Annotated in this window: 16 protein-coding genes; 1 reads left to right on the top strand and 15 read right to left on the bottom strand. The window is 50.9% G+C overall.

Features of this window, described 5'->3' with window-relative positions; all coding sequences use genetic code 11:
- Nucleotide 1 precedes the first annotated feature (1 nt).
- Together ligA and pcrA are read right to left on the bottom strand one after the other, a co-directional pair.
- A complete protein-coding gene (ligA, locus tag CK797_RS04525; protein ID WP_104688588.1) occupies nt 2-2,041 on the bottom strand; it encodes an NAD-dependent DNA ligase LigA in 2,040 nt (679 codons plus the stop codon).
- 18 nt (nt 2,042-2,059) lie between these two features.
- A complete protein-coding gene (gene pcrA / locus CK797_RS04520; protein WP_104688587.1) occupies nt 2,060-4,324 on the bottom strand; it encodes a DNA helicase PcrA in 2,265 nt (754 codons plus the stop codon).
- Nucleotides 4,325-4,492: 168 nt separating this feature from the next.
- On the opposite strand from pcrA, the gene CK797_RS04515 reads away from it, so the two are divergent.
- On the top strand, nt 4,493-5,824 hold the full coding sequence (locus CK797_RS04515) for an MATE family efflux transporter (RefSeq protein ID WP_104688586.1): 1,332 nt from the start codon (nt 4,493-4,495) through the stop codon (nt 5,822-5,824).
- Between the two features lie 159 nt (nt 5,825-5,983).
- Here CK797_RS04515 and CK797_RS04510 read toward each other — a convergent pair whose 3' ends face one another.
- From CK797_RS04510 to rpsK, 13 genes are all read right to left on the bottom strand, one after another.
- The gene (locus tag CK797_RS04510; protein WP_104688585.1) at nt 5,984-7,138 is read right to left on the bottom strand and encodes an ATP-grasp domain-containing protein; all 1,155 of its coding nucleotides are present in this window, start codon (nt 7,136-7,138) and stop codon (nt 5,984-5,986) included.
- Between the two features lie 20 nt (nt 7,139-7,158).
- A complete protein-coding gene (locus CK797_RS04505; RefSeq protein WP_104688584.1) occupies nt 7,159-7,734 on the bottom strand; it encodes a xanthine phosphoribosyltransferase in 576 nt (191 codons plus the stop codon).
- A gap of 22 nt (nt 7,735-7,756) precedes the next feature.
- A complete protein-coding gene (locus CK797_RS04500) occupies nt 7,757-8,380 on the bottom strand; it encodes a glycoside hydrolase family 73 protein (protein WP_104688583.1) in 624 nt (207 codons plus the stop codon).
- 127 nt (nt 8,381-8,507) lie between these two features.
- On the bottom strand, nt 8,508-9,281 hold the full coding sequence (locus tag CK797_RS04495) for a (S)-acetoin forming diacetyl reductase (RefSeq protein WP_104688582.1): 774 nt from the start codon (nt 9,279-9,281) through the stop codon (nt 8,508-8,510).
- Between the two features lie 182 nt (nt 9,282-9,463).
- Nucleotides 9,464-9,865, bottom strand: coding sequence for a 30S ribosomal protein S9 (gene rpsI, locus CK797_RS04490; protein WP_104688581.1), 402 nt, complete (start codon nt 9,863-9,865; stop codon nt 9,464-9,466).
- Between the two features lie 7 nt (nt 9,866-9,872).
- Entirely contained in the window at nt 9,873-10,316 is a 444-nt protein-coding gene (gene rplM / locus CK797_RS04485) for a 50S ribosomal protein L13 (protein WP_104688580.1), read from the bottom strand.
- Nucleotides 10,317-10,425: 109 nt separating this feature from the next.
- Entirely contained in the window at nt 10,426-11,181 is a 756-nt protein-coding gene (truA, locus tag CK797_RS04480; protein WP_104688579.1) for a tRNA pseudouridine(38-40) synthase TruA, read from the bottom strand.
- Between the two features lie 2 nt (nt 11,182-11,183).
- Nucleotides 11,184-11,990: an energy-coupling factor transporter transmembrane component T family protein gene (locus CK797_RS04475; RefSeq protein ID WP_104688578.1), complete on the bottom strand. Its 807-nt coding sequence runs from the start codon at nt 11,988-11,990 to the stop codon at nt 11,184-11,186.
- Nucleotides 11,983-12,846, bottom strand: a complete 864-nt coding sequence (locus CK797_RS04470) for an energy-coupling factor transporter ATPase (protein WP_412458020.1) — start codon at nt 12,844-12,846, stop codon at nt 11,983-11,985. Before CK797_RS04470 ends, CK797_RS04475 begins: the two co-directional genes overlap by 8 nt.
- Nucleotides 12,825-13,649, bottom strand: a complete 825-nt coding sequence (locus CK797_RS04465) for an energy-coupling factor transporter ATPase (RefSeq protein ID WP_104688577.1) — start codon at nt 13,647-13,649, stop codon at nt 12,825-12,827. The genes CK797_RS04470 and CK797_RS04465 overlap by 22 nt, the downstream gene beginning before the upstream one ends.
- Nucleotides 13,650-13,859: 210 nt before the next feature.
- On the bottom strand, nt 13,860-14,243 hold the full coding sequence (rplQ, locus tag CK797_RS04460; RefSeq protein WP_057805804.1) for a 50S ribosomal protein L17: 384 nt from the start codon (nt 14,241-14,243) through the stop codon (nt 13,860-13,862).
- A 32-nt stretch (nt 14,244-14,275) separates the two neighbouring features.
- On the bottom strand, nt 14,276-15,220 hold the full coding sequence (locus CK797_RS04455) for a DNA-directed RNA polymerase subunit alpha (protein ID WP_104688576.1): 945 nt from the start codon (nt 15,218-15,220) through the stop codon (nt 14,276-14,278).
- A 79-nt stretch (nt 15,221-15,299) separates the two neighbouring features.
- Nucleotides 15,300-15,689: a 30S ribosomal protein S11 gene (gene rpsK / locus CK797_RS04450; protein WP_003716676.1), complete on the bottom strand. Its 390-nt coding sequence runs from the start codon at nt 15,687-15,689 to the stop codon at nt 15,300-15,302.
- Nucleotides 15,690-15,711 lie beyond the last annotated feature (22 nt).

Here is a 15,711-nt window from a genome sequence, read left to right as displayed (position 1 = left end):
ATTATTCTTCCTCCTGCATTGCTTGATGGAACCGGGCCTCGTCCCAAACGGTAATTCCGAGGTCCTGGGCCTTAGTCAGCTTGCTGCCGGCTGCCGTACCCGCAATGACAATGTCTGTTTTCTTTGATACGCTACCGGTTACCTTGGCGCCGTGGTCTTCGAGCCACTGTTTGGCGTCACTGCGAGTCATCTCTTCCAACTTCCCGGTTAAGACGACTCGCCGACCGTTCCAGTCACTCTCCTCTGCCACCGCGGCAGCTGCTCCCTGATACGCGAAGTTGATCCCCGCATCCCGGAGCTCATCGATCAACATCACCACCTGTGGATTAGCAAAGTAGGTATGGACACTCTCACCGATGATCGGGCCAATCCCGTCGACGGCCGCGACCTCATCGGCACTGGCCGTCATCAGCTGATCTAAGTTGCCAAAGTGGGCCATGATCTGCCGTGCTGCCTTAGCACCAACATGGCGGATACCAAGACCGAACAATAAGCGCTCGACAGAATTATTACGACTATTATCGATTGATGTCAATAGGTTATTGGCCGATTTGTCACCAAATTTATCTAAAGTTAACAATTGGTCATACGTTAACTGGTAGAGGTCGGCCACGTCATGGATCAACTGTTTGTCCCAAAGCTGCTGAATGATCTTCGGCCCCAGGCCATCGATGTTCATTGCATTCCGAGACGCAAAGTGAGCTAGCCCCTCCTTGATCTGAGCCGGACACATCGGGTTGATGCAGCGCAGGGCGACCTCATCGTCTAGGTGGACCAGGGCGGAACCACAGACCGGACACTTAGTCGGAATCACGTACTCCTGGCTATCCACTGGGCGCTTTTTGAGATCAACCCGGGAGATTTCGGGAATAATGTCGCCAGCCTTATGAAGGTAGACGGTATCACCGATGCGGATGTCCTTCTCCCGTAAGTAGTCCGGATTGTGCAGGGAGGCCCGGCTGACCGTCGTCCCGGCCAGCTGAACCGGATCCATCACCGCAGTCGGCGTTACGTTACCTGTCCGGCCAACCGTCCAAACGATGTCCCGAACGATCGTTGCCTGTTCCTCCGGCGGAAACTTGTAGGCAATTTCCCACCGCGGTACCTTGACTGTATTGCCCAGGGCGTTCTCAGTAGCTAGGTCATTAACCTTTTCTACAATCCCGTCAATCCCATAGGACAGCTGGTTACGCTGCTTGGTGTACTCATCGATGTAGGCAGTAATCTCCGCTTCGTTGTGAACCACCCGGTTGTTGGGGTTAACACTAAAACCGAGCTCGCGCATCCGGTCAAGAGCAGCGGCCTGAGTCGTCACGCCCAGTTTCTGGTATTCCGGAACGTAGTACATGAAAGTCGCCAGATCCCGCTTGGCCGTCACTTTGGGGTCAAGTTGACGAAGACTGCCAGCTGCTGCGTTCCGTGGATTGGCGAAGACGGGCAGGCCTGCTGCCTCGCGCTCCTGGTTCAGTTTCACGAAGGATGCCTTAGGCATGTAGCACTCACCCCGAAATTCCAGGGTGAGCGGCTCGGGCAGCTCGTGGGGCACCGACTTGATCGTCATCACGTTAGCGGTCACGTCCTCACCGATCGTCCCATTACCCCGGGTCGATCCCTGGACCAGCTTTCCATTTTCATAAACCAGGGAGAGGGACAGACCGTCAATCTTGAGTTCCAGATTATATTCCGGCTCTACGGTCACGTCGCCATTCTCTTGCTGACGACGGTTAAAATCCATCAATTCATCCACCGAGAAGACATCCCCCATCGATAACATCGGAATGTCGTGCTGGACCTTGGTGAGCTGGGTGGTCACTGCCCCACCAACCCGCTGTGTCGGAGAGTCGGCCGTCTTCAGCTCCGGAAACTGAGTCTCTAAATCAACCAGGCGCTGATAGGCCCGATCATAGACATAGTCTTCCACGCTAGGGTTATCCTGCTCATAGTATTCCTTCCCCCACTGGGTAAGCTGTTTACGGAGGGGGACAATTTCTTTTTTGGCCGCCGCCAAACTGAGCTGGCTTACTGGTACTTGTTTATCCATTGTATGGCCTCACTTCTCTCAATCAACTTTAGTAATCGGGGCAAAACTAGCCAAGAGCCGTTTAACGCCCTGCTGAGGAAAGGCGATATCGAGCTCCATATCGTTACCGGTCCCACTGACCTTGACCACGGTTCCCTGACCCCATTTCTTGTGTTGAACCTTGTCACCGGTTTTCCAGCTGACCTTGTCGGCACCGGTTCCGGTATTGGTGATCGGCTTGACCCTCTTCCCGGCGTGGCGATAGTCGTGCTGGGAACGGTAGGTTGACGCCGTGGCTGACGTCTTACCAAACGGCAGCTTGCGTTCATTCAGGTCATTGCCTTCACTGCTGTTCTCAAACTGCAGCAGATCAGGGTTGATTTCCTCGACAAATCTTGACGGCTGATTACGCTGAATCCGGCCGTACAGCAGTCGGGAGAAAGCGTTGGTCAGGTAGAGTTTCTTCTTGGCCCGGGTGATCCCAACATAGGCCAAACGACGCTCTTCCTCCAACTCGTCGTTCTCCATGACGGCCCGGGAGAGAGGGAAGATCCCCTCTTCCATCCCCACAAGAAAGACGACCGGGAATTCCAGCCCCTTGGCGGCGTGCAGGGTCATCAGGGTCACCGCTGGCGCCTGTTCGTCGACGTCATCCTGGTCGGAAACCAGGGCCAGATCGGCTAGGAAGTTGGTGATCTTTTGGACGTTGTCGTCACCGTCGTCCTTGTGCTTTTCGTCGTACTCCTGAGTCACTGACTTAAATTCATCCAGGTTCTCCCGACGAGTCTGGGCCTCGAGGTTCTTGTCCTGGTCAAGCATCTTGTTGTAACCACTCTGTTCCAGGATCTGTTCGGTCAGATCAGTCAGGTTCAGATATTCGGCCTGTTTAGTCAGGTTCCTCATCAAGTCACCAAACTCAGCGATCTTGTTCCGGGTCCGGCTGGTGATCTGGTTGGCAATGTCAACATTCTCAGCTGCCTGGAGGAGGGACCAGTGATTGTCGTTAGCAAACTCCCGCAGGTGCTCAACACTGGTCAGTCCGATCCCCCGTTTAGGAGTGTTGACAACCCTGGTAAAGCTCATCGAGTCCTGCGGATTGACGATTAGGGTCAGATAGGCCAGGACGTCGCGGATTTCCTTACGGTCATAGAACTTATGACCACCGACCATCGTATAGGGCACACTGCTCTTCAGGAAGGTTTCCTCAATCACCCGTGACTGGGCATTGGTTCGGTAGAGAATAGCAAAGTCGTTGTAGTGGTAACCGTGCTTTTCACGTTCTTCCATAATCTTAGAAACGATAAACTGAGCTTCATCGTGCTCACTCTGGGCCCGATAGTAGGAAATCTTCTCCCCCTGGCCATTTTCGGTCCAAAGTTTCTTCTTGCGCCGGTTGACGTTATTCACGATGACTTCATTGGCTGCATCCAAAATATTCTGGGTGGACCGGTAGTTTTGCTCCAACATAACCGTCTTGGCCTGCGGGTAGTCATGCTCAAAGTTCAGAATGTTATTCATGTTGGCACCCCGCCAGCCATAGATACTCTGGTCGGCATCCCCAACAACACAAAGATTCTGATAACCCTTGGCCAACAGGTTAACCAGCCGGTACTGTGCGTCATTGGTATCCTGGTATTCGTCGACGTGGATGTAGTGGAACTTGTTTTGGTAAAACTCTAAGGTTTCAGGATCCTGTTCAAACAGCTCGATTGTCTTCATGATTAGGTCGTCGAAATCCAAGGCCTGGTTGGCTTCCAGTTCCTGCTGGTAAAGCTTGTAGGCCCGTGCCACCATGTTCTCAAACATGCTGTCGGCCTTATCGCTGTATTCCGCTGGAGTCAGCAATGCGTTCTTGGCATTGGAAATCTCACTGAGGATACTGCGCGGGTCGAACTTCTTGGTATCGATATTCAACTCGCCACAGATTCGCTTCATCAGTGTCCGCTGCTCACTGGTATCAGCAATCGTAAAGGCCCGGTTATAGCCGATCTTCTCGATATCGCGGCGCAGAATCCGCACACACAAGGCGTGGAATGTCGATACCCAGACATCGTTGGCACTCTCGCCGAGCAGCTTGCCGACCCGCTCTTGCATCTCCTTAGCGGCCTTATTAGTGAAGGTAATTGCCAGGATGTTCCAGGGCAGAACCCCCTTCTCTTCAATCAGGTAGGCCACCCGATGCGTCAGCACCCGGGTCTTTCCAGAACCTGCTCCAGCCATCACCAACAGCGGCCCCTCAGTGGTTACCACCGCCTCAGCCTGCTTGTCATTCATTCCTTCTAAAAGCTCTTGACTGTTATTCACGCCGTTACCGTCCTCTCTTAAAAAATCATCGGCTAATATTATACCAAATAATCAACTTCCTTGGGCCGAAACACTCCCCCTAATTTATACCGGCAGCCTTGTCCGGACAGCGACACACGTGCTAAAATAACCTGTTTTGCAAATTAGGATTATTTAAGGAGGAATTGTGTGGATAAGCTATTTGAAAACACCTCGATCAAGCGCGCCTATTTCATTCTGGCCTTACCGGTAGTTATGAGCATGGCGATCACGATCATCTACAACATGGTCGACACCTTCTTCGTTGCCAAAACCGGGAACCCCGACCTAGTTGCCGGAGTCTCTCAAGGGGCCCCGATCTTCACGCTGATGATCGCCATCGGGGATATCTTCGGTCTCGGCGGTAGTTCGGTGATCTCCCGTCTCTTTGGTGAGCGCCGCGATAAAACTGCCCGCTACGTCAGTGGCTACTGTTTCTACGCTGCCATCGTCTGCGGCCTGATTGTTACCGCCCTGATGTTCATCTTCCAGACACCAATTCTCCACATGCTGGGGGCGTCACCAGCCACCTGGAAGTATGCCCGGGAGTACTATCTGGTGATTGCCGCTGGAGCAACCTTCATTATCTTCGGTCTATCGCCTACTAACATCCTCCGAACCGAGGGGCTGGCAACACAGTCAATGATCGCCAGCATTACCGGGACCGGAATCAACATTGTCCTCAACCCGATTTTCATCTTTACCTGCGGACTGGGGGCAGCTGGGTCAGCCCTCGCCACCGTGGTCAGCAACGTCATCGCCGACATTCTGATGGTCTACTACCTGCGAACCAAGAGCAAGAAACTGACCACCTCGATCCACGAGACCCGAATCAGCGGCCAGCTCCAGCGCGAGATCTACGCCATTGGTATTCCCGCCTCAGTGACCAACATCATGGTGACCTTCGCCACCGCTGTCACCAACCGCTACCTGATTGCCTACGGGGCCAATAGTGTCGCCGCGATGGGGATCGCCATGAAGGTCAATACCATTATCGTCATGGTAATGGTCGGCTTTGCCTTCGGAGCCCAACCACTGATCGGTTACACCTATGGAGCCCGCGATGAGCGCCGCTTCAAGGAGACTCTTCGCTTTGACCTGGCCGTGGTAGCTGGCCTGGCAATCATTCTGACTATCCTGATGATGATCCTGGCTCCCCAGATTATTCACCTCTTCATGCACGATCCGGTCATTGTCCGTGAAGGGACTGGGATGCTGCGTTGGCTGGCCTCATCGACAACCATCGCCGGGATCGTGATGGTCCTTACCACCACCTTCCAATCGATGGGTAAGGCCATCCCCGCATTCTGGCTCTCATTCAGCCGGCAAGGCCTGATCTTTGCCATTGTTATTATCGTATTAACTCACTTCTTCGGTTACACTGGAATTCTGGCTGCCCAGGCCTGCTCAGACGTCCTCACCTTAGTCCTAGCCGCCTTTCTTTACCATGTCTACCGGCCACGCTTCAAAAAGAGGAAATAAACCGCTTGGTATCCTGGACGGCTAGCATATCAGTTTCCCCGTAACATTAAAAGTATCCAGAAAACCACAAATGGCTGGGAGAAAATGTTGTTTCTCCCAGCCCCTTTTTCAGTTCCGAATATTATAAAGTAGTTACGGGAAATAAGCTTCTTTCTACTCTTAATTATCTTCCTGATCCTCACTAACCGGTTCCTTCCAGACCTCGGTATCATCAACCTGGTTCTCCAGGTCAATCAAGTTATCACTGCCCGTAACCCAAACAAAGCCAAGAATGCTCTGGTCGTCGCCATCCTGGTCATTGAAGAACCGGAACTGCCAGTTGTTTTTCAACAGCCACTGACGCTGGATAGCGATTTGCTGGTACCTGCGAACTACCATCAGCAAACCTACTTGGAGTGGTTGGACCTGGTGGAGCGGCATCCCCACTGTGGCCCGAACCTGTTCCTCGTACTGGTCAACATTGGCTGTGGTGTCATAGACGTTGGCAATTGAAGTCAGGCCCAGTTCGATGTTCTTGACATAGAGGGTGCCCGTCCCGGTGACGTAAAAGTTGACCGAGAAGACCCCGTTGTATTCAAGCGAATTGGCAACGCTCTTCACGATCCGTTGCATTTCAGCCAGCAGGTCATCGTTGACCGTTGCTGGAGTGGCAACCGAAACCAGCTGACGGTCCGCCGTGAAATGCAGTTTGGCCAGTGGGAAGATCTCTGTATCCTCGCCATCAGTAGCCGCCGTCATCGTGTACTCGCTCGTATGATCGATCCAAGACTCCAGCAGATAGGTTCCGGTCTCAATGAAATCTGCTGCCCGAACAATGTCAGACTGACGCTTGATGATCATCGACTGTTCACCAAGGCCCCGCTGAATCGGCTTTAGCAATGCTGGATAACCGATCGAGTCAATCGATTGGTAAACGTCATCCAGGCTGACCACCGTGACGTAGGGAGCAATATTGATGTTGACCTGATCTAGGAAAGCCCGCTCCATCAAGCGGTCCTGAATAATCTCCAGACCATTGATCCCCTGTGGAATAGCAGCATACTGACCCAGAAAATGCAAAACCCGGGCATCGACGTTTGGCGTCTGGTAGATGATTGCATCACAGGATTCGCCAAACTGGGCCAGCTTAATTTTATCATTGTAAGCCCCGATGATGGTCTCATCAGCCATCTTAGTGATCGTCGGCTGGGCATGATCAACGTAAACCAGAACGTTGAACCCAGCCTTTTTTGCCGCCGCAATCAGGGCACCGCCGTTACGGTTGATGGCAATGATTCCCAGGGTACTCCCTGGATAAAAAGCATTCCTCTTCATGCTTAAGCTCCTTTCACTATCTAGTTGGGCATAAATTCAATCTGATTGTCCGACAGGGACTTGATCCGCGCCAGTGATTCCAGACGAATTCCCCGGTCCTTGAGTTCCTTGGCACCTGGCTGGAAGCTCTTTTCAATCACGATTCCGGCGCCAGCTACTTGGACACCGGCCTGGTCGGCAATCTCGAGCATTCCCTCAACAGCCTGACCGTTTGCCAGGAAGTCATCGATCATCAAAATCTTGTCATCCGGTGAGACATACTTTTTGGAGATTGAGATGCGGTTAGTCGTCTTTTTGGTATATGAGTAGACATCGGCCACGTACATGTTTTGGTTTAATGTCAGGCTCTTATGCTTGCGGGCGAAGATTACTGGCACCTTCATCGCCAACCCGGTCATTACCGCCGGAGCAATCCCGGATGATTCGACCGTCCAAATCTTGGTGACGCCGGAATCGGCGAAGAGTTTAGCAAACTCTTGGCCCACGTGCAGCATCAACTCTGGGTCCACCTGGTGGTTCAAAAATGCGTCCACCTTGAGGACGTTGCCTGGCAAGACCGTTCCATATTCTCTAATCTTTTCCTCTAGTTCACGCATCGTCGCTACACCCCTTTATTTGCTACTTATCATAATTATATAACTTATAAGTCTTGATTACCGAGATTAATTTCTGCGCATAATCTGGATCAGTGGCGTAACCAGAATCCTGGAGGGCCTTGGCCGCCTCCTGATAGTTGCTGGCCTTAACCACCCGGTCATAGTTCTGCTGATTAGTGTCGGTCCCCGTTAACATCAACTTGGTGTGATCCTTGATCGAGTCACTCCAGCTATCGTAGACCCGGAAACGCCCCTTGGTCACGATCCACTTACCATTGATATATTCCTTCGTAGTTAGTTCCCGAGAGTTGGGACCAGTTCCTTTGATTCCAAAGAGGTTATGGTACTGGGATGCCAGCTTGCTGGTTCCCCACTGTGATTCCAGAATCGCCTGAGCAATCGTGATCGAGGCGTAAACATGGTAGGTATTCTGCATTGCCTGGGCCTCAGGGGCAACCTGCTTAATAAAGAGCTCCTTGGCCTGACGATCACGCTCTCGGGCCTGCTGCTCAATCCGCTGCTGGTTCCAAATCCGGTAGAAGTGGTGCCCGGCATACACCCCCAGGAAGATCACAATGACTGCTAGTATCCATACCGTCGTCCTAGTCGTCGAGCGGCGTTTCTTTGTTCTTCTACGTTTTGCCAAAAAATGGGCCTCCTTTATCCTACTAGTTCTTAATTGTAGCAAAATAAACCCATTTTGGCGCTAATTTTAAAACAAAAATAAGGACTCAGCCGAACAATCCTCAGCTGAGTCCTTATTTAACTTCATTCTAGTGGAACTGCATCCCACCATCGACAATGATGGTCTGGCCAGTGATGTAATTGGAGTCCGGTCCGGCCAAGAACCCAACCACATTGGCAACGTCTGCTGGTTCAGAGAGCCGCTTCAAGGCGATGTTCTTAGCAAAGGTCTGCATCCCCCATTCATCGCTCTTGCCAGCGTTCTTTCCAACCTGGTGGGCAATATCGAACATCATCGGTGTCTTAACAATTCCTGGTGCGTAGGCATTAACAGTAATCCCTTCATCAGCGAAATCCCGGGCAGCTACCTGAGTGATCCCCCGAATAGCAAACTTGGTTCCAGAGTAGAGAGCTAGGTTCGGGTTACCAACCACCCCAGCCTGCGAGGTTGCGTTGATAATCTTACCGCCGTGCCCCAGCTTCTTGAATGCCCGGTGGGCCGCCTGAATTCCCCAAAGGACCCCACCAACGTTGACACCATAAACCTTACTGAATTGTTCTGGGGTAATCGTGTCGATCGGAGTGGTCGGCCCCAAGCCGGCATTGTTAACCATGACGTTGAGGTCGCCAAAGTGATCAACAGTTTGATCAACCGCTGCAAAGACAGCATCACGATCAGAAACGTCGGCCACGATCGGTAGTGCCTCACCGCCCCTATCATTAAACTCCTTGGCAGTGTCATCCAACTTATCCTTTTCCAGAGCTAACAAGGCGACTGCAAAGCCATCCCGAACGAGGCGTTCAGCAATCGCCTTCCCGATACCTTGACTACCACCGGTAACAATTGCAACTTTCTTTGCCATGAGAGTTTACCTCCTTATTATCCAATTTCCATCAACACCTTTATTATAATTGAAGCGCTTTCAGAAGTGAAGCGATAGGATGTTATCAGTCGTTAAAATATATCTGCCAACACGCATCTTAAGACACAAAAAAGCACCAGCCAAATAGCTGATGCTTTTGATATTGAAGCGATAATCGAATATTAACGCTTACTGAATTGAGCAGCCTTACGAGCCTTCTTCAGACCTGGCTTACGACGTTCCTTCATACGAGGGTCACGAGTCAAAAGACCGGCCTTCTTGAGGGCGTCACGGAAGTCAGGGTCAACGCTGAGCAGGGCACGGGCAATCCCGTGACGAACAGCGCCGGCTTGACCGGAGAATCCACCACCATTGATGTTAGCGATAACGTCGTATTGACCGTTAGTCTTGGTAACATCGAATGGTTGGTTAACGATAGCACGTAAGTTGGCAAATGGAATGTAGTCTTCAATTGCCTTGCCGTTCATCGTAATCTTACCTGAACCTGGTACTAAGCGAACACGTGCGGTTGCGTCCTTACGCCGACCAGTACCACTGTATTGTACTTGTTGAGCCAATTCCATTCCCTCCTTAGATTAAGTTCGTAATATCCAATGCTTCAGGCTTTTGTGCAGCATGACTGTGGTCTTCACCAGCGTAAACATGCAGCTTCATGCCCATCTTGTGACCCAGAGAGTTGTGGGGAAGCATACCCTTGATAGCAGTTTCCAGCAACTTTTCTGGTTCCTTAGCACGGAAGTCACCGGCAGTCCGTTCCTTCAAACCACCAGGGTAGTTTGAGTGACGGTAGTACTTCTTTTGTGAAGCCTTCTTACCAGTTAACTTAACTTGCGCAGCGTTGATAACAATAACATTGTCACCAGTATCAACGTGTGGAGTAAATGTTGGCTTGTTCTTACCACGCAGAATTGATGCGACGACGGTGGCCAGACGACCCATTGGGACATCCTTAGCATCGACAACGTACCACTTGCGATCAACTTCACCAGGTTTTGCGATGTATGTCGTTCTCACGATTAAGTCCTCCAATTTTGTTTTTCTTTTACATATAATAGTGTACCGAGTTATTAGATGGAAAAGAAATACCAAGTGCTAGTATACCTTCTTCTACCCCTGACGTCAATCATTTTCCATAATCCACCGACACCAGATACAGTCCACTCGCCGGTGCAGTCATCCGGGCCTGGGTTCGATCCTTGGCAGCTAGAACCCGCTTGACGTCACTGACCGGTCGCTGGTTACTACCGACCTCGAGCAGGAAGGCAACCATGATTCGGATCTGGTTGTAGAGAAAGCCGTTCCCCGTGAACTCGAAGATTACCTCATTGTCGTGCTCGTCGCGGTAAATTATTATCTTCTCTACCGTCCGAACATTGCTCTTGGCCTGGCTTCCCGAGGCCACAAACGAGGTAAAGTCATGTTCACCGATAAAGTCCTTCGCCGCCGCCTTCATCTTCGCCAGGTCAAGCGGGTACTTATAGTGAGCCGTGTAGTTGCGCTTAAAGGGGTTGACAAACTCCCCTTGGTCAACTCGATAACGGTAGGTCTTTCGATGAGCACTATAACGGGCATGAAAGTCGGTACTGACCTCCTCAGCCTTCTTCACCAGAATATCGAGTGGCAGGATGCTGTTTAAGGCCTTACGCATCGAATCGTTGCTCAAATGATAAGGAATATCAAAATGGGCCACCTGGTTAAGCGCGTGAACTCCAGCGTCCGTCCGTCCCGACCCAATCACAGCAATTGCCGGGTCCGGATGTTTGGCAATCTTGTTAACGGCATTCTTCAGGACCTGCTCCACCGTCCGCTTGTGAGGCTGAATCTGGAAGCCGGAGAAGTTAGTGCCATCATAGGCAAAGGTAATTTTATAGCGATACAAAGTTACAATAATCCTCCTCTAATCATGAATAAGATGACGGTTACCAGAACCATCACCACGAATGTCACGGTGTCGCGACCCTGCCAATGAAGCTGACGGAAATGAGTCCGGGGGGAATCGGGGTCATACCCTCGCGCTTCCATAGCGGTTGCCAGATCCTCAGCCCGTTTAAAGGAATTGACAAACAACGGAATCAGGACTGGAACAAGGTGCTTAATCCGCTGAACCAGGTTCCCCTGATGGAAGTTCATCCCCCGGGACCGCTGGGCATTGGTAATTTTTCCCGCCTCATCCATGATTGTTGGAATGAACCGCAGGGCGATTGACAGCATTAAAGTGATCTGGTTAACCGGGACTCGCAGGACTTTTAGCGGCCGCATAAACCAGTCTAATCCGTCAGCAATACGAAGAGTCGGCGTTGTCGCCGTGAGGACAGTCGAGGCAGTGATAATAACCATAAACCGATAAAAGATGATCAGAGAGTTGACCAGCCCGTCATGCGTGATCGACATGATCCCCCAGTGCCAGTAAAGTTGTCCCCCGCTGCTGAAAAGGACTTGAAAGGCAACTGTAAAGATGATCACCCATGTTAACGGCCGCAGCCCCTGCCAGTACTGGTGGAAACTAACACGACTCATTAGTATTGCCACCAATAGCCCCGCCAGTAGCCAAAGACTGGTTCCCCAGCTATTGGCAAAGAAGACCAGAACGACGTACCAGACACACATTAAAAGCTTCATCCGAGGATCGAGACGGTGAAGGGGCGAGGCAACTGGGACGTAACTTCCAAAGACAATCTTGTTATTCACCGTGTTTTCCCCCTAACTTAGCCGCTAGCTGATCAGCCAGGGCATCGATACTCAGCGCCGGGTCAACCGATACCCCGGCATCGCGCAACCGGTGGGCCATTCCTACGGCAGCTGGAACGTTAAGGTGATTAGCTGCTAGAAAGGCTGGATCGGCAAAAATCTCTCGTGGTGGCGCACTTTTTACCAGGTGTCCCTGGTTCATTACAACCACTTGATCAGCATACTCGGCCACCTGGTCCATTTGGTGAGTAATCAGGAGGATGGTTGTTCCAGCCGCATGCAATTTGGCAATGTTAGCAAGCAGACGATGGGTGGCAGCGGCATCAAGGCCGGCAGTCGGCTCATCTAAGATCAGGATAGCCGGGCGCATGGCCAGTACCCCGGCAATGGCAACCCGCCGCATTTGACCACCGGAGAGGGCAAACGGTGATCGGTCGGCAAAGGTCGCAGGCAGGTCCACCAGTTTAAGGGCATCACTAACCGCTGCCTGTACACGCTCGGGTGACCAGCCAAGATTTGTGGGACCAAAAGCAATGTCCTGACCGACCGTCTCAGCAAAGAGCTGCTGCTCGGGAAATTGGAAGACATAACCAACATGCTGCCGCAGCCGAGCAAGGTCCGCCGGAGATGACTGGGCAGTTACCGTGACATCCCCCACCTGAATCTGACCACTGGTCGGTCGGCCTAAGCCATCGATCAACGAGGCCAGGGTGCTCTTTCCACTCCCGGTATGGCCGACGATGCCGACAAAACTGCCAGCCGCAATCCGTACACTCACATTATCAAGTGCCGGCCGTTTTGCCGGGGACGAGTAGTTAAAGCTGACATTTTTAATTACAATTGTTGGCATAACCATTCCACCATCGCTTCCTCCGTGAAGTACTGGGCCGGCACAAACACTCCACGATCAACCAGTGCCTGGCGAAGGGCTTGGCCAGCTGGTACACCGACTCCGATGCGCCGCAAAAGGTCCACATCCTGAAGAACCGTCGCGGTCTTTCCCTGGCGAATGACCTGACCAGCGTCCAATACCAGAACCCGGTCCGCGGTTGCCATCTCAACGGGGTCATGGGTAATTGAAATAATTGTATAATTCCGCTCGCCCCGCAGGCGCTGGAGAAGGTCCAGGATCAGCTGACGCCCAGCCGGATCTAGCATACTAGTGGCCTCATCCAAGATAATTACTTTTGGTTTAAGTGCCAGAATACCAGCAATTGCCACCCGTTGTTTCTGGCCCCCAGACAGCATCGCTGGTTCAGCGTTTGCCATTTTCTCCATTCCAACCGCTGCTAGAGCGCGTTGAATCCGTGGCGCCATCTCTTTTGTGGCGACCTGGCGATTCTCCAGACCAAACGCCACGTCATCGGCTACCGTGGCACCAACAAACTGATTGTCGGGGTTCTGAAAGACGATCCCCACCTGCTGGTGCACCTGGGCCATATTCTCCTCGGTCACCGACAAACCACAGACATTAATCTGTCCCTGCTTAGGCATCAATAGGCCATCGATCAAGCGGGCTAGGGTACTCTTCCCGCTCCCGTTACGACCGATAATCGCTGTCCATTCCCCTACCGGAAAGCTGAGGCTGACGTCATCAAGAATCGGTCGGTCAGTATTGGGATATTGAAATTGAACGTTGGTCAGTGTGACTGCATCCACCACGCGTTCCTCCTCACATCGTTAATATCACTATTTTAACAGCGAACCACTGCCATCAAAAGGATTTTAAACTAAAAAATCACTTACCACCAAGGTGCGCGGGGTTTCCGCATTCGAGCTAGACTAGGGATTGCTCCCACCATCGTAACGCTCTATACCACTGATGATAGTGATTCTTTATTACGTATTTAGTTATTGGTCGACAAAGTATTAGTCAACGAATTCCAAAATAACCATTGGTGCACCGTCACCACGACGAGGCATCGTCTTCAGAATCCGCGTGTAACCACCTTGACGGTCAGCATACTTTGGAGCAAGTTCTTCAAACAGGTGTTGAAGAGCAGATTGAATCCGAATGTTGTCGCCGTCTTCCTTAACGTCAGCAACGACGTTCCGAAGATAAGCAGCAGCCTTACGCCGGGATGCAAGATCACCATGCTTGGCAAGCGTGATCATCTTATCAGCAGTCTTACGAACTTCCTTAGCCCGTGCTTCGGTAGTGGTAATTTGACCATTAACAATTAAATCAGTAGTTAAATCACGTAATAAAGCTTTACGTTGTGAACTTGTACGTCCTAATTTACGGTAACTCATGAAGTGGTTCCCTCCTTTGCAATTGGTGTTAATTAATCATCTTGGCGGAATGAAACACCGAGATCATTTAACTTAAGCTTAATTTCTTCTAATGACTTCTGTCCTAAGTTTCGAACCTTCATCATGTCCGAAACGGTACGATCAGTCAATTCCTTGACGGTGTTGATGCCCGCCCGCTTAAGGCAGTTGTATGAACGGACTGAAAGGTCCAGTTCCTCAATCGTCATTTCGAGCATCTTTTCCTTATGGGTTTCTTCCTTTTCGACCATCACTTGGGCATTTTGTGCTTCTTCGGTAAGATCCACAAACATTGCCAGGTGTTCGGTCAAAATCTTGGCCCCTAGGCTCACCGCTTCAGTAGGTGTTAATGAACCGTCAGTCCAAACATCCAAAGTCAACTTATCGTAATCGTTGCGTTGACCAACACGTGCATTTTCGACAGTGTAGTTTACACGTTCAATTGGGGTATAGATGGAGTCAATTGGCAATACACCGATGGCAAGGTCTTCCATCCGGGCCTTATTATCATTAGCAGAAAGGTAACCGCGACCTTTATCAGCTGTCATCTTAATGTGTAATTCCGCACCGTCAGCAACAGTTGCAATGTGCAGGTCAGGGTTTAAAATGGTGACTTCACCATCACCCTGGATATCCGCGGCAGTTACTTCGGCTGGTCCCTTGACATCGAGCTCAAGATCCTTTTGATCTTCAGAGTTAATCTTCAAGGAAACCTTCTTAAGATTTAAGATAATTTGGGTTACATCTTCAGTGACACCTTCAACGGTGCTGAATTCATGCAAAACCCCATCAATTTGCATACTGGTGATTGCTGCACCCGGGAGTGAAGCCAGCAGTACACGTCTTAATGAATTACCAAGAGTAGTTCCATAACCGCGTTCAAGTGGTTCTACAACAAACTTGCCGTAGTTATCAGTCTCTTCAACTTTGTGAATGTTTGGCTTTTCAAATTCGATCATTCTATCCCTGTACCCCTTTCAAAACGTGGTTCGCATTTGAGACGAAAAGGCAATCGCTGGCAAATACCAACACTGTCAATTAAACACGACGACGCTTTGGAGGACGAGAACCATTGTGTGGGACTGGAGTTACATCACGAATAGCAGTAACTTCCAAACCAGTTGCTTGAAGAGCACGGATGGCAGATTCACGACCGGAACCTGGACCCTTAACTTCAACTTCAACAGTCTTCATACCGTGTTCCATTGCTTGCTTAGCAGCAGCTTCTGATGCCATTTGAGCAGCGAATGGTGTAGACTTACGACTACCCTTGAAGCCTAAAACACCGGCTGATGACCAAGCAACAGCGTTACCTTGAACATCAGTGATCATGATCAAAGTGTTGTTGAACGTTGAGTGGATGTGGGCAACACCAGTTTCAACATTCTTTTTTGCACGACGCTTACGCGTACCCTTTTTGGTTGCCATATCTAGTACTAACCTCCTTTTT

Source organism: Limosilactobacillus pontis (assembly GCF_002940945.1).
GTDB lineage: Bacteria > Bacillota > Bacilli > Lactobacillales > Lactobacillaceae > Limosilactobacillus > Limosilactobacillus pontis_A.
The sequence above is the reverse complement of the archived record's forward strand: the minus strand, read 5'-3'. Positions and strand labels throughout refer to the sequence as shown.

Bases quoted from the DNA above. Each gene is read 5' to 3' on its own strand.
- ligA (WP_104688588.1), bottom strand. From the start codon at position 2,041: ATGGATAAACAAGTACCAGTAAGCCAGCTCAGTTTGGCGGCGGCCAAA.
- CK797_RS04510 (WP_104688585.1), bottom strand. From the start codon at position 7,138: ATGAAGAGGAATGCTTTTTATCCAGGGAGTACCCTGGGAATCATTGCC.
- CK797_RS04505 (WP_104688584.1), bottom strand. From the start codon at position 7,734: ATGCGTGAACTAGAGGAAAAGATTAGAGAATATGGAACGGTCTTGCCA.
- CK797_RS04495 (WP_104688582.1), bottom strand. From the start codon at position 9,281: ATGGCAAAGAAAGTTGCAATTGTTACCGGTGGTAGTCAAGGTATCGGG.
- rpsI (WP_104688581.1), bottom strand. From the start codon at position 9,865: ATGGAATTGGCTCAACAAGTACAATACAGTGGTACTGGTCGGCGTAAG.
- CK797_RS04470 (WP_412458020.1), bottom strand. From the start codon at position 12,846: ATGGTTATGCCAACAATTGTAATTAAAAATGTCAGCTTTAACTACTCG.
- rplQ (WP_057805804.1), bottom strand. From the start codon at position 14,243: ATGAGTTACCGTAAATTAGGACGTACAAGTTCACAACGTAAAGCTTTA.
- CK797_RS04455 (WP_104688576.1), bottom strand. From the start codon at position 15,220: ATGATCGAATTTGAAAAGCCAAACATTCACAAAGTTGAAGAGACTGAT.
- rpsK (WP_003716676.1), bottom strand. From the start codon at position 15,689: ATGGCAACCAAAAAGGGTACGCGTAAGCGTCGTGCAAAAAAGAATGTT.